Below are 13,458 nucleotides of genomic sequence, written 5' to 3'. Positions count from 1 at the left end.
TTTAAATGATAATTATTCCAGCAAGACTCGCCTCAACAAGGTTTCCTCAAAAAGTATTAGCAGATATTGGTGGTCTGCCGATGGTTGTTAGAACCGCAAAAAGAGTTGCACATTTAGATAGAGTTGTAGTGGCAGCTGATGATGAGCTTATCATCTCTACGTGTAAAGCTTATGGCATAGAAGTCATGATGACTTCAACTACTCACAAAAGTGGGACAGACCGCATTAATGAGTGCGCAAATATTTTAAATCTAGCAGATGATGAGATTGTTATAAATGTTCAAGCTGATGAGCCTTTTATCGAGCCACAAGTTGTAGAAATGCTTATAGAGAGACTAAAAAATCTAAAAAATGATGGCGAAGATTTTATTATGGCTAGTTGCTATAACTCTATAAACAGTGAATCAGCACAAGACCCAAACATGGTAAAAGTAGTTCTTGATGATAAGAGCAACGCTATCTACTTCTCTCGTTCAGCGATACCTTTTAACAGAAGCGGAGAAGCTACATATTTTGGGCATATAGGGATTTATGGTTTTAGTAAAAAGAGTTTAAGTGAATTTTGCAACCTTAGCGATGCGCCAATAGAAGATATAGAAAAACTAGAACAACTTCGTGCAATTTATCATCAAAAAAAGATAAGTATGGTTAAAGTAGCAAGTACAGGTTTTGGGATAGATACAGAAGAAGATTTGAAAAGAGCGGTAGAGATATTTCTATAACACTTTGAGTGAAGCATCTAGCTTCACTCTAGTAAAACTAGATATTATCTCTAATACCTAATTCTGCTACAAGTTTAAGATAAGCATCTTTATCTTTTCTTTTATAGTATTTCATAAGACGACGACGTTGTCCTACTAATTTTAAAAGACCAAGTCTTGATGCATGGTCTTTTTTGAACACTTTTAAGTGTTCAGTTAAATCACTGATTCTTTTTGTTAAAAGAGCGATTTGAACTTCACTTGAACCAGTGTCATTCTCACCACGTCCGAATTTTGTAACAATTTCTTGTTTTTTAGCCGAATCTAAAGCCATGATAGCCTCCAAAAGGTATTTTAATCTAACAGTCACACAAATCAGTGTATAAAGTTGAAGTGAAATAATATCTGATTTCGTCTTTTATTTCAACTTCTTTTGATATAATTTACAAAAATAAAATAAAGTAATAAATATGTTAATAACTCGTGCTAGTGAATATGCGATACTCTCACTAATAGTCCTATCTAAAGCCTCTGCCCCAATGGATAGCGAAACACTATCAACTCAACTCTCAATTCCTAAAAGTTTTCTAGCAAAAATTCTTCAAGCCATGGCAAAGCATGGAATTTTAAAGTCATTTAAAGGCGTAAATGGCGGCTTTGCGCTTCTGCTTGAGCCTAAAGATATAACGATGCTAAATGTAATGTCTTCAGTTGAGGGAAAGGCTCCAGCTGTTTTTGACTGCTCACCTTCTATGTACTCTTGTCCATCAGGAAAAGCTCAGTTATGCTCACTTTGGCCATTTCTAAATAAACTACAAGGGAAAATAGACTCTTTTTTAGCAGACTTAACTTTAGCAGATATTTTAGAGTAGTAGATTGGCAAAAAAATTAACTACTAGAGAGCAAATTGGCACAACACTAAACTTCCTTATAGGGCAAAAAGATTTAAGTGTAGTTGTCTTTGTAATGGCTATCTTAGCCATTATCATAGTTCCGCTTCCTTCTGCGGTACTGGATCTGTTTCTTACTATCTCTATGGCTCTTGCCGTGCTTATTTTACTTATCTCATTGTATGTACCAAAACCGACAGATTTAACAACTTTTCCAACGCTTATTCTTATCTTGACACTCTTTAGACTAGCGCTAAATATCTCAACTACTAGAATGATTCTCAGCCATGGGCATCAAGGTCCCGATGAAGTAAGCTCCATCATCACAAGTTTTGGAAATTTTGTTGTAGGTGGAAACTATGTAATTGGTATCGTTATTTTTTCTATCCTTGTGCTTATAAACTTTATGGTTATAACAAAGGGTTCAACTAGAGTTGCAGAAGTTGCAGCTCGTTTTACACTTGACTCGATGCCTGGTAAACAGATGGCAGTTGATGCGGATCTTAACGCTGGTCTTATTGATGATGCAGAGGCAAAAAGAAGAAGAGCAGAAATCCTTCAAGATGCAAACTTTTATGGAGCGATGGATGGTTCTAGTAAGTTTGTAAAGGGTGACGCTGTTGCTGGTATCATCATCACTCTGATAAATATCATAGGTGGCTTTTTAATAGGTGTTTTTCAACATGACATGAGCGTTAGTGATAGCGCTTCTGTATTTACACTTTTAACTATTGGTGATGGTTTAGTTGGACAAATTCCTGCACTTATCATCTCAACTGCGACTGGTATTATGATCACGCGCTCTTCTGGAGATGGTGACAACTTTGCAGAGGGTGCTATCAATCAGATAATGGGCAATGCAAAAATAATGATGATTGTTGGTGCAATTATGATTCTTTTTGCTCTTGTTCCAGGTCTTCCAACCGCTTCCATGGGGCTAGTTGGTATACTATTTGCACTTCTTGGATGGTCACTCTACAAGTATGAAAGAGGTGAACTTACTATCCTAAATGTAGCTACTATTTCATCCGCAAAAGAGAAAGAGATACAAGCAAAAGAGAAAAGTGCTCTAAAACCTAAAAAAACGAATGAAGAGATTGCTAAAGAAGAAGAGATTGCACTAGAAGACATATTAAAAGTAGAGATGCTTGAACTTACTCTTGGATATCAACTTATCCGTCTAGCAGATAGTGCGCAAGGCGGGGATTTACTTGAGAGAATTCGCTCTATGAGAAGAAAAATTGCTTCTGATTTTGGTTTTTTAATGCCTCAAGTTCGTATAAGAGACAACCTTCATCTTCAGCCTCAACAGTATCAAATTCTTCTAAAGGGAATATCTATCGGTGAGGGGAAAATAGTTCCAGATAAATTTTTAGCGATGGATAGCGGAATGGCCACTGGAGATATAAAAGGAGAGCCGACAAAAGAGCCTGCTTTTGGACTTGATGCTATGTGGATTACTCCAAACCAAAAAGAAGATGCTATTATAAATGGCTACACAGTTGTTGATCCTGCCACTGTTATATCAACACATATGAGTGAACTTGTTAAGAAAAATGCTGAAGACCTCTTAACTCGCCAAGAGGTACAATCTCTTATAACTAAAATCAAAAATGACTTTCCAGTTATTATCGATGATGTTCAAAAAGTGGCTTCAATTGGGCTTGTTCAAAGAGTTCTTAAAGCTCTTCTACATGAAAAAATACCGCTCAAAGATATGCTTACTATCCTAGAAACAATTGCCGACATTGCTGAGTACACAAAAAATGTTGAGATAATCACAGAACAAGTTAGAGCTAAACTCTCTCGTATCATTACTCAAATGTACGCTTCTGATGATGGGGTTATCAGACTCTTAACATTTGACACAGCTTCTGAGCAACTTCTTTTAGAAAAATCTCAGGAGCGTGATGGGATGCGAAATCTTCTTTTAAATGTAACTGAGATAAACGCACTCATCCAAGCAACAAGCGCTAAAGCAGCGGAACTGTTGCAAAAAGGAATCTCTCCAGTTGTTCTTATCGTTGATCCGCAACTAAGAAGAGGTGTAGCAGAAATCTTTGAGAGATTTTCTCTTGAGGTTGTTACACTCTCTCATGCAGAGATAGACTCTAGTGCTACATTTGAAGTTATGGGCTCCATCTCTATAAATAAGTAAATTTAAGGAAAAAAATGAACGATAAAATAATCCACCACCTCTCACATACAGACCTAGACGGTTATAGTTGCCAGTTAGTTATGAAATACACACCATATAAACTATTTAACTATAACGCAAATTATGGTGCAGAGGTAAAACAGACACTAGAGCTTATTTTACAAAATGTAATAAGCAGCGACAAAGATGCAACTATTTTAGTAACTGATCTAAATTTAACGCCAGACGAATCAAGATGGATAAACAGTGAAGTTGAAAAACTAAACAGCTCTAAAAAAGAGATAAAACTTCTACTGCTAGACCATCATGGAACTGGAGAAGAGAGCGCTCAAAAATATAGCTGGTATTTCCTAGATACTAATAGATCAGCTACAAAAATCACTTATGATTATGCAAAAGAGAACTTCAATCTTGATGCTCCGCTGTGGATGGAAAAGTTTGTAAATATCGTTAATGCTGTTGATTTATGGAAGATGCAAGAGGTGGCAAACTTTGAGTATGGCAAAGTTTGTATGCGCCTTCTTAGTGAGATGAGAGAGCTAAATAAGATTATGTTTGCCGAACAAGACAATAACTACAAACTCTCTCTTTTACATGAAGCAGTAAAATATATTGATGATGTGAATGCTCCTATTGTTTTAGACGAGAAAATCCATATGCTAAAGAAAGAGTTTTTTAAAATAGATAAAAATGACACATTAGATAACCTAGCAACTACTTTTATTGTAAAACTCTTAGGAGATGCAAAAGATGAAAAAACTATCTACTACAAAGGCTATAGAGGCTTCCTTAGTTATGGAGTTGGAAACACTTCAATCATAGGAAACGGATTTCTACTTGCCTACCCAGAGTACGATTTTATCGTTGATGTAAGCTTTAGAGGTACAATGAGCTTTAGGGCAAACAATAGTGTAAGTGTCTCTCAGATTTCAAAAGAGTGGTGTGGTGGCGGCGGACATCCAAATGCTGCTGGTGGACGCATTATAGGCTTTAAAGAGCAATATAGATACGACTTAGTAAAAAAACAGATAGAAAAAATAATAAATGAAAAAGAGTCAGTTGCTGGAGATTTGGAGTATAAAAAAGAGAACTAAATCTCTTTTTTTACTACTTTAATTATTAGTAAAATAGCGCTCAATACCATCCGCCAAACCTCTTGCTAACATACTTGTATAGGTATTATTTGCTAAGCGCTCTGCTTCTTTTGGGTGTGATATAAAACCAACTTCAACTAAAACAGAAGGCATTTGAGCTCCAACTAACACCCAAAAAGGACCCTCTCTTACTCCACCATCTTTCACATCTCTATACTTTTGATTGAGAGACCCAAGCATTCCTCTTTGCAAATCAATTGCTAGTTTATTTGAAGCTAAGATATTGTGATGGTTTAAGAGGTTTAAGTAGCTATCTTTGCCATACATATTCATATCGCTCATATCTGCAGAGTTCTCTTGAGCAGCAGCTTTTTTTGCTCTCTCTGAACGAGAAGGGGATAAGAAATAGCACTCTATTCCCTGTACATTCACAGCATTTGCAGCTGGAACTGCATTTGCGTGAACACTCACAAATATATCTGCTTTCTTATCATTTGCATACTCTGTTCTTTTGCTTAACTTGATAAATGTGTCATCTTTTCTTGTCATTAAAACTGTATAACCACGTGATTTCAAAATCTTTTCTAACTCTTTTGAGATACTAAAAACTACATTTTTTTCTCTGTAACCTTTATATCCAATAGCTCCAGGGTCTGTTCCGCCATGGCCAGGATCAATTACCACTGTTTTATTTTTATTTGATTTTGATTGAGTTACTTTTTGAGAAGTTGTTTTTTCTTCTACTTTTTTCTCTGCAAATTCAGTAGCACCTTCTACACCAAAAGCAATCTCAAGTGTGTTATTCTCTATATTTTTTGAAACTTGAATTGGTGAGTTATTTTCTATTACCAAGCGTAATGTATTAGGGTTGTATTGCGCTATTTTAATTTTACTGATGTTATTTTTGTTTATATTTTGTGAACTTGTAAGCATGGAAGTTTTTATATCAAAAACATACCTATACTTACCTTTTCTACTATCATGCAGAGTAAAATAGTTAATCTGTTCACTGCTTATACTGTTATCAAACTCAAGAAGAAGTGTTTCATCGCGCCATGAAGTTGATTTTAATTTTGCAAGTGTTTCTACATGTATATCTTGGAGACGTTTTGTTGTCTTAGTGGCTTTTGTTTCTGATTTATTATAGTTGTTCTTAGAGAGGATTTTTAGTTCTGCTTCATATTTTGTTACATCTATATGAAGCTGATTTCCACTAACTACAATGCCATTTAAACATTTAGTTTTTAAATCACTGTCATTTTCTACAACCGAATGAAGATATAGACTTTTGTAATCATTATATGCGCGAAACATATCACTTTGTGAACCACTTTGCATATGTTTTTCTGCACGTTCTAGTATTTCACTATTGGCATACAGTCCCGAGACTATAAAAAGAGACAGTAGTAGTAAAAAAAGTCTAATCATATTTTTAAACTATTCACCATCTACTAACTTATTAATCAACTCTTTAACTGAGATGATTTTATCAACTCTGTATCCATTTGTCCCTGAGAAGAAAAGCCCAGTTTCAAGGTTTCCATTGTAAGCATCACTCAGCCTATCTGCAATACAGTAACCTACTTCTTTTGCCTCTTCTCCACGATTACAAGGAGCAACACAATTTGAGATACATTTTATCGCTGGACCTTCTCTCTTCTCTACAAGCAGTGTTAAATTTGTTCTGATTCCTTGAGCAGGGTATCCTACTGGAGATGAAAATAGCTGAATATCCTCTTTTTTTGATTCTAAAAGTACTTTTTTAAAGTTGTCATGAGCATCACACTCATGAGTTGCGATAAAGCGAGTTCCCATTTGAACACCTGATGCGCCAAGAGAGATCATCTCATCTATATCATTTTTATCCCAAATACCGCCAGCGGCAATAACTGGAATATCTCCCCAAAGAGCAGCCTCTTCCACAACTGGTCTAACCAGATTTTCCAACTGGTTTTCTTCCATCTTGCACTGCTCATAAGTGAAACCTTGATGTCCTCCACTCTTTGGACCCTCTAACACTACTGCATCTGGGAGTCTGTTGTATCTCTTCTGCCATCTTTTACAGATAATCTTTAGAGCCTTAGCAGATGAGACGATTGGAACAAGGGCAACATCAGGATACCCTTCAGTAAACTCTGGCATATTTGTAGGAAGTCCAGCTCCTGTTATGATTATATCAATTCCGCTCTCACAAGCATCTCTTACAACACGCTCATAATCATTAATCGCATATAAAATATTTGCAGCGAGTGGTTTATCTCCGCAAATCTTTCTAGCATTTTTTATAATTGCATCAAAACCCTCTTTAGAGTAGAAACCAAGTGCGTCAAGCGGTCTTCCTGCTACAAGCTTTGAAGCATGTTTTTTATCTTCATAATAGCCTGTTCCAACGGCACTTATTACACCAAGTCCGCCCTCTTTTGATACATTTCCTGCAAGTCTGTCCCAGCTTACACCAACACCCATTCCACCTTGAACTATTGGTTTTTCTATAATATGTTTACCGATTTTTAATGATTTATATCCCATTAGTTCACCTTTAACTTTGCAAATTTTCTTTTTCCAACTTGAAGTATGTACTCTCCACTTTCTAACAATAGAGTTTCATCATCAATCTTTTCTTGGTTTATTCTAACAGCACCTTGCTTAATATCTCTTCTTGCTTGTGATGTAGATGGTGTTAAGAGGCAATCTACAAGCGCTTTTGTAATAGAAGTAGCTCCATCTAAAGAAAACTCATCTATTTCTGTTGGAATTTGGTTATTTGAGTGAACTCTATCAAACTCATCTTTTGCAGCTTGTGCAGCAGAGGAGGAGTGAAACCTTGCAGTTATCTCAATTGCCAACTCCTCTTTAACTTTTTTTGGATGAAGCGTGCCATTTTCAACACCGCTTTTTATAAGCTCTATCTCTGCCAATGTTTTTGAACTTAGAAGCTCATAATATCTCCACATCAACTCATCAGAGATGCTAAGAACTTTTCCGAACATCTCATTTGGCTCATCTGCAACACCAATATAGTTGCCCAAAGACTTACTCATTTTCTGAACACCATCAAGACCTTCTAGGATAGGCATCATTAAAACAGCCTGCTCTTTTCCTGTCTCATAAGCACGTTGTAAATGTCTTCCCATTAGAAGGTTAAACTTCTGATCAGTTCCGCCTATCTCTATATCACTCTTTAAATGAACGCTATCATACCCTTGAAGAAGCGGATAGATAAATTCACTTATTGAGATAGATGTACCGCTCTTATATCTTTTATCAAAATCATCGCGCTCAAGCATTCTAGCAACGTTAAAAGTTGTAGTAAGTGTTAACATTCCAGAAGCTCCAAGAGGATTTATCCACTCAGAGTTAAATACAACATCAGTTTTAGAAGCATCTAGTATTTTAAAAACTTGCTCTTTATAGCTTTTTGCATTCTCTAAAATATCCACTGCACTTAATGTCTTTCTAGTCGCACTTTTACCTGATGGATCGCCGATTTGAGCAGTAAAATCACCTATTAAAAACTGTACTTTTGCACCATATTTTTGAAAAATTGCTAATTTTTGAAGAAGAACTGTGTGTCCTAGGTGTAAATCTGGTGCCGTTGGGTCAAAGCCAGCTTTAACTGTATATGTCTCGCCTTTTTCAAAATAAGCTTTTAATAACTTTTCAATTCTCTGCTCATCTATGATTTCAGCACTTCCTCTTTGTATCTCGCTTAGAGCCTCTTTTAACATACTGTATATCCCTATTTAATTTAGTTCTTCTTAACTTTAAAAATCATAATTATCTATACGCATCATCTGTACGAATAAAATGTATTAGTTTTATTTTTTGCTCGATTTTAGCACGCAGTGCATTAATATCGGCTTCTTTTGACTCAAAACCTATTTCACAATAGCGTGTAGATTCGCTCTTGTTTTTTCCAAGCTCAATCTGATTTATATCTATTTTTAGTTTAGCTAGAAAGTTTAAAAACTCCGCTAATGTTCCTACTCCGCTGTGAAGAGAAACAATCATATTATAGTTGTAGATGTTTAATTTTTCCCATCTTACAAAAACCATCGCCTCTTTTTCATCTAGTTTTTTAGTTGCGCTTGAACACATTTTATGATGAACGTGTGCTTTGCCTTTTTCTAAAAATGCCATAACCTCATCACCATTTTTTGGGTGACAGCAGTAATCAAAAACAACATCACTTATATTTGATGTGCTATATAACTCTAATCCCCTAAAACTGTATAGTTTGAGTTTAAATCTGCGTCTTGAAATAAAGCCTTTTATACGGCTGTTTTTGTCAACTTCAGCTAAATATCTATGAACTACATCCCTAAGATGCTCTATGTCAGTAGCAATTGTTGCTTTTTTATCGCAGTTGTTTTTTTCAAACCACTCTTCAACTATTAAACTGCTTAAGTTCATGGCAGTCGCCACTATGTTTATGCCTGATTTTGAGTCAACTTCTCTTACTCTTGCATTACAGTTGTATTTCATATTTGTTTTAGCTTTTGATGTCTTTACGGCATCAAGCCAACTACATCTTGTGATAATATTTTCATCAACATTTATCTTAACTATATCACCATTATGAAGTTCATTTATAAGTGATGTCTTTGCTTTATTTACAAGTGCAGATTTTGCATGATTTCCTACATGAGAGTGAACAGCATAAGCGAAATCAAGAACTACCGCCCCACGAGGAAGAGTAAAAACCTCTCCCTTTGGAGAGAAAACTGATATATCTTCACTGTATAAGTCATTTTTAATCAAGTCATAGAACTCTTCTACTGACTCATTTTGATAGCCTAGATTATGAAGCCAGTCTAGCTTAATACTATCATTGCCGCCACTCTTATATTTCCAGTGTGCAGCAACACCGAGTTCTGCTGTTTCATGCATATCGTACGTTCTTATTTGTACTTCAAAAATAGCAGTTTTATAAAAAACAGTTGTATGAATTGTTCTATAACCGTTATCTTTTGGAACAGCTATATAATCTTTAAACCTTGAAGAGAGAGGTTGAAAATGAAGATGTATAAGACCCAAAATGTTATAACACTTAACTGGATCATCTGTTAAAATTCTTAGCGCTAAGAGATCTAAAATCTCCTCTATTCCAACACCCTTTCTCTGCATTTTAAGATATATAGAGTATTTGTGTTTTACACGAGATAGTACTTCAAAATCATCTTCACAAAAACCATTTTGTACCAAAATCTTCTCGATAGCTTCTCTAAACTCTGTAAGCTTCATCTCGATAGCGTGGTAGTGAAGATCAAGGTAATTATCAATCTGCGCTTTTTCCTCTTTAAAAAGAGTTGAAAAACTTAAATCTTCTAGCAGATTTTTTAAAAAAGAGATACCTAAACGATGAGCAATTGGTGCATAAACAACAAGAGTCTCTTCTGCAATTCTCTGCTGTTTTTGTGGCGATAAAGATTCAAGGGTGAGCATATTGTGAAGTCTGTCACACAGCTTAACAACCAATACTTTTACATCCTTGATACTAGCAAGGAGCATCTTGCGAAAAGAGAGTGCTGATACTACTAGTTTTTCATTAGAATTTGAGGGGATAAGTTCTGCATCTCTAATTGCATCTATCTTTGTGAGGCCTTCAACAAGATGAGCTACTTCTGAGCCAAAAACCTCTTTTATCTCATCTATACCGACTTGGGTATCTTCTACAACATCGTGAAGGAGTGCAGCTATTGCCATTGCCTCATCTTTAGTTATAGATGAAACAATACTTGCTACTAAAATTGGATGGATAATATATGGCTCACCACTTTTTCTAAACTGGTTTACATGAGCAGCTTTAGAGTACTCTAAAGCTTTTTGAAGAGTTTCACTTGGTTGGATTTGAGCAAATAGATACTCTGTAGCCGAGTCAATAGTATCTATTTTTTTGATCTGTTCTATATTAACTTGGCTCAAAATCAACTCACTATTTTTTTATATCAACAAAGCCTTTTATAACAATAAAGCCCTCAGCGATTTCCATAAGAGCCAAATCAGCTGTCTTAACTTTTTTAGAAACATTCAACTTGCTTACAGCGCCATTTAAAAGCTCATCTGTTCTTTTTGCTACTGCAATTGCTAACTGGTAGCGATCCATGTTTGGGTTATTGTCTAATATCTTTGCTGTTAATACTTCTACTTTCATTTCTAATCCTTTTTTATTTGATAAGTCCGCAAAAGGAACAAAGTCCCTTTTGCTTCGCTAAAGCCGCTATGGCTACTAAAGCTTGACACTTACGTGTCAGATAAGTCCGCAAAAGGAACAAAGTCCCTTTTGCTTCGCTAAAGCCGCTATGGCTACTAAAGCTTGACACTTACGTGTCAGATAAGTCCGCAAAAGGAACAAAGTCCCTTTTGCTTCGCTAAAGCAGCACGGGCTACTAAAGCTTGACACTTACGTGTCAGATAAGTCCGCAAAAGGAACAAAGTCCTTTTAAAAACCTACTTTACTATTGAACAATTTTGCATATTTCCATTTTTCAAAATATCCAACAGATTGCCTTTTTTAAACATATCACACACCAAAATAGGAAGTGAGTTGTCTTTTGCAAGGGCTATTGATGTATCGTCCATAACTTTTATATTGTCACTTAAAGCTTGTTCGTATGAGAGCTCTTGAAGCTTTATAGCATCACTAAATTTATTTGGGTCTTTATCGTAAACACCATCAACTTTTGTAGCTTTGATGATTACTTCAGCACCAATTTCAACTGCTCTAAGCGTTGCTGCTGTATCTGTTGTAAAAAATGGATTTCCAGTTCCTGCTGCAAATATAACAACACGTCCTTTTTCTAAATGACGCACTGCGCGACGATTTATATATGGCTCTGCGATTTGCTCCATTTTTATAGCTGTTTGCATACGAACCTGAAGTCCCGCATGTTCACAAGCCTCTTGCATCGCTATTCCGTTGATTACAGTTGCTAACATTCCCATGTAATCACCAGAAGTTCTTTTAATAATTCCATCTTGTGCCGCTGTTACACCGCGGATGATGTTTCCACCGCCTATAACTATGCCGACTTCAATATTAGCTTCTACCAAAGACTTAATCTCTTGAGAGATGAAGTTTAAAATTTTAGTGTCAATTCCATAACCAGCTTCACCCGCCAAAGCTTCGCCTGAAAACTTAACCAATACCCGTTTGTTAGCCATGCAATTCCTTTGTTAAAATTGCGCGAATTGTACTTAAGTTTGTCTTTGATATTGCTTTGTTTTAGAAACTATTTTACTACATTTGACACCCGTTATATATTTGAGTATACTTCGCTATCAAAAATAAAAAATTTGGAGAATTATTATGAGAAAAAGTATCAAAAAAACTCTTCCTCTTCTGCTACTAGCCTCTTCTTTATATGGGGAGTTTGACTATGAAGGACAAGTAAGACTTCGTTATGAGAGTTTTGACAACATGAATGAAAAATATTATGGAACAAAACCAGCTCTTGGCGAGGCTCATGATAGCTATCTTATGTCAAGAATACAACTCGGGCTGTTATACAACTTCAACGACAACTGGAATGCAAAAATATCTATGCAAGATGCAAGAGTTTTTGACTGGGGCTTTTCAAGTGATGATTGGTATAACAAAGAGTTTGGGCAAGTTCATAGCACGCAAAGTGATTTTTTTGAGTTGCATGAAACATTTTTACAATACAGAGACAAAAATGTTGAAGTAACAGCAGGAAGACAAAAAATCACTTATGGAGATTTAAGAGTTTATGGTCCAGGAGAGTGGAAAAACTCTGGAAAATGGATTTGGGATGCTATTAAAGTATCGCTCAAAGACGGAGATAATTTTTTAGATTTTTTCTATGGAGCAATGATGCTTCATGATCCAGATGAGTTTAGCTTAAATCATCGCCACGGATACTATGGTGCGGGTATGTATGGACACTATGTATATAAGCAAAATGCAGCATTTGAGCCGATTTTAGCATATAAGACAAATGATAAAAGAAGAGAAGTTTATGATTCGCTTGAGAGCTACTATGCTGGAGCTAGAGTCTATGACAAGGATTTATACAGCTGGTTTTTTGATGCAACATTTATAAAATCTTTTGGAGAACAAACAAAGTTAAATTATGAGAGTGTTTCTATAGATGGTCTTGGTATTCATGCTGATGGCGGATATAACTTTAAACCTATCAGTACAAAAATCGGCTTAGGCTATACATACGCAAGTGGAGACGACCCAAATACTAAAGACAATGAAACTTTTGACTCTGTTTTTGGGGCAAGTGACAAGTACTACGGTAGATTAAACATCATGCAGTGGGTAAACATAAAAGATTATGAGCTATTTGCCATCTATGAACCAGATAAAAAGACAAATATAAAACTTGAATACCATAAATTTTATGCAGATGAGCCAACAAACAAGTGGTTAAGCTACACAATCTCCTCAATGCAAAATGATCACTATGGAGATGAGATAGATATTTTTACAACGTACAAATACTCCCAAAATATAGACCTTCTTCTTGGTGTAGGTTACTTTATGAGCGGGGGCTACATCAAAGAGGCTATGAGAACAAGAAGCGATATAAGTGATGAAAATGCTTTTGGTTTAGTTGCTCAGTTTACTTATAGTTTTTAAAAAAATC

Annotated in this window: 12 protein-coding genes; 5 read left to right on the top strand and 7 right to left on the bottom strand. The window is 35.7% G+C overall.

Annotation, left to right across the window (positions count from 1 at the left end; genetic code table 11):
• Positions 1-5 precede the first annotated feature (5 nt).
• Positions 6-722 (top strand): 3-deoxy-manno-octulosonate cytidylyltransferase, encoded by a 717-nt coding sequence (kdsB, locus tag AC6H33_RS03620; protein WP_497605602.1) that lies wholly within the window; start codon positions 6-8, stop codon positions 720-722.
• Between the two features lie 37 nt (positions 723-759).
• Here the strand turns inward: kdsB and rpsO are convergent, their stop codons facing one another.
• Positions 760-1,035: a 30S ribosomal protein S15 gene (rpsO, locus tag AC6H33_RS03615; protein WP_497605601.1), complete on the bottom strand. Its 276-nt coding sequence runs from the start codon at positions 1,033-1,035 to the stop codon at positions 760-762.
• A gap of 136 nt (positions 1,036-1,171) precedes the next feature.
• Here rpsO and AC6H33_RS03610 point away from each other — a divergent pair, with 136 nt between their 5' ends.
• The 3 genes from AC6H33_RS03610 to AC6H33_RS03600 are packed head-to-tail and all read left to right on the top strand — an operon-like array spanning position 1,172 to position 4,843.
• A complete protein-coding gene (locus AC6H33_RS03610; protein ID WP_497605600.1) occupies positions 1,172-1,573 on the top strand; it encodes an RrF2 family transcriptional regulator in 402 nt (133 codons plus the stop codon).
• Between the two features lie 4 nt (positions 1,574-1,577).
• On the top strand, positions 1,578-3,749 hold the full coding sequence (flhA, locus tag AC6H33_RS03605; RefSeq protein ID WP_497605599.1) for a flagellar biosynthesis protein FlhA: 2,172 nt from the start codon (positions 1,578-1,580) through the stop codon (positions 3,747-3,749).
• 14 nt (positions 3,750-3,763) lie between these two features.
• On the top strand, positions 3,764-4,843 hold the full coding sequence (locus tag AC6H33_RS03600; RefSeq protein ID WP_497605598.1) for a DHH family phosphoesterase: 1,080 nt from the start codon (positions 3,764-3,766) through the stop codon (positions 4,841-4,843).
• A gap of 18 nt (positions 4,844-4,861) precedes the next feature.
• Here the strand turns inward: AC6H33_RS03600 and AC6H33_RS03595 are convergent, their stop codons facing one another.
• The 6 genes from AC6H33_RS03595 to pyrH form a co-directional block, all read right to left on the bottom strand.
• Positions 4,862-6,271 (bottom strand): N-acetylmuramoyl-L-alanine amidase, encoded by a 1,410-nt coding sequence (locus tag AC6H33_RS03595; protein WP_497605597.1) that lies wholly within the window; start codon positions 6,269-6,271, stop codon positions 4,862-4,864.
• A 9-nt stretch (positions 6,272-6,280) separates the two neighbouring features.
• Positions 6,281-7,372 carry a nitronate monooxygenase gene (locus AC6H33_RS03590; RefSeq protein ID WP_497605596.1) on the bottom strand — a complete coding sequence of 364 codons (1,092 nt, stop codon included), beginning with the start codon at positions 7,370-7,372 and terminating at the stop codon, positions 6,281-6,283.
• Positions 7,372-8,571 carry a tyrosine--tRNA ligase gene (tyrS, locus tag AC6H33_RS03585; RefSeq protein WP_497605595.1) on the bottom strand — a complete coding sequence of 400 codons (1,200 nt, stop codon included), beginning with the start codon at positions 8,569-8,571 and terminating at the stop codon, positions 7,372-7,374. The genes AC6H33_RS03590 and tyrS overlap by 1 nt, the downstream gene beginning before the upstream one ends.
• Before the next feature lie 49 nt (positions 8,572-8,620).
• The gene (locus tag AC6H33_RS03580; RefSeq protein WP_497605594.1) at positions 8,621-10,774 is read right to left on the bottom strand and encodes a RelA/SpoT family protein; all 2,154 of its coding nucleotides are present in this window, start codon (positions 10,772-10,774) and stop codon (positions 8,621-8,623) included.
• 4 nt (positions 10,775-10,778) lie between these two features.
• Positions 10,779-10,997 (bottom strand): DNA-directed RNA polymerase subunit omega, encoded by a 219-nt coding sequence (locus tag AC6H33_RS03575; RefSeq protein WP_497605593.1) that lies wholly within the window; start codon positions 10,995-10,997, stop codon positions 10,779-10,781.
• 296 nt (positions 10,998-11,293) lie between these two features.
• A complete protein-coding gene (gene pyrH / locus AC6H33_RS03570; protein ID WP_497605592.1) occupies positions 11,294-12,007 on the bottom strand; it encodes a UMP kinase in 714 nt (237 codons plus the stop codon).
• 145 nt (positions 12,008-12,152) lie between these two features.
• Between pyrH and AC6H33_RS03565 the strand changes: the two genes are divergently transcribed.
• Positions 12,153-13,451 (top strand): alginate export family protein, encoded by a 1,299-nt coding sequence (locus AC6H33_RS03565; protein WP_497605591.1) that lies wholly within the window; start codon positions 12,153-12,155, stop codon positions 13,449-13,451.
• Positions 13,452-13,458 lie beyond the last annotated feature (7 nt).

The sequence above is a fragment of the Sulfurimonas limnophila genome, from assembly GCF_059705345.1.
The sequence above is the reverse complement of the archived record's forward strand: the minus strand, read 5'-3'. Positions and strand labels throughout refer to the sequence as shown.

Coding starts and splice junctions, on each gene's coding strand:
- AC6H33_RS03590 (WP_497605596.1), bottom strand. CDS start 7,372: ATGGGATATAAATCATTAAAAATCGGTAAACATATTATAGAAAAACCA.
- tyrS (WP_497605595.1), bottom strand. CDS start 8,571: ATGTTAAAAGAGGCTCTAAGCGAGATACAAAGAGGAAGTGCTGAAATC.
- kdsB (WP_497605602.1), top strand. CDS start 6: ATGATAATTATTCCAGCAAGACTCGCCTCAACAAGGTTTCCTCAAAAA.
- AC6H33_RS03595 (WP_497605597.1), bottom strand. CDS start 6,271: ATGATTAGACTTTTTTTACTACTACTGTCTCTTTTTATAGTCTCGGGA.
- rpsO (WP_497605601.1), bottom strand. CDS start 1,035: ATGGCTTTAGATTCGGCTAAAAAACAAGAAATTGTTACAAAATTCGGA.
- AC6H33_RS03575 (WP_497605593.1), bottom strand. CDS start 10,997: ATGAAAGTAGAAGTATTAACAGCAAAGATATTAGACAATAACCCAAAC.
- AC6H33_RS03610 (WP_497605600.1), top strand. CDS start 1,172: ATGTTAATAACTCGTGCTAGTGAATATGCGATACTCTCACTAATAGTC.
- AC6H33_RS03600 (WP_497605598.1), top strand. CDS start 3,764: ATGAACGATAAAATAATCCACCACCTCTCACATACAGACCTAGACGGT.
- pyrH (WP_497605592.1), bottom strand. CDS start 12,007: ATGGCTAACAAACGGGTATTGGTTAAGTTTTCAGGCGAAGCTTTGGCG.
- AC6H33_RS03565 (WP_497605591.1), top strand. CDS start 12,153: ATGAGAAAAAGTATCAAAAAAACTCTTCCTCTTCTGCTACTAGCCTCT.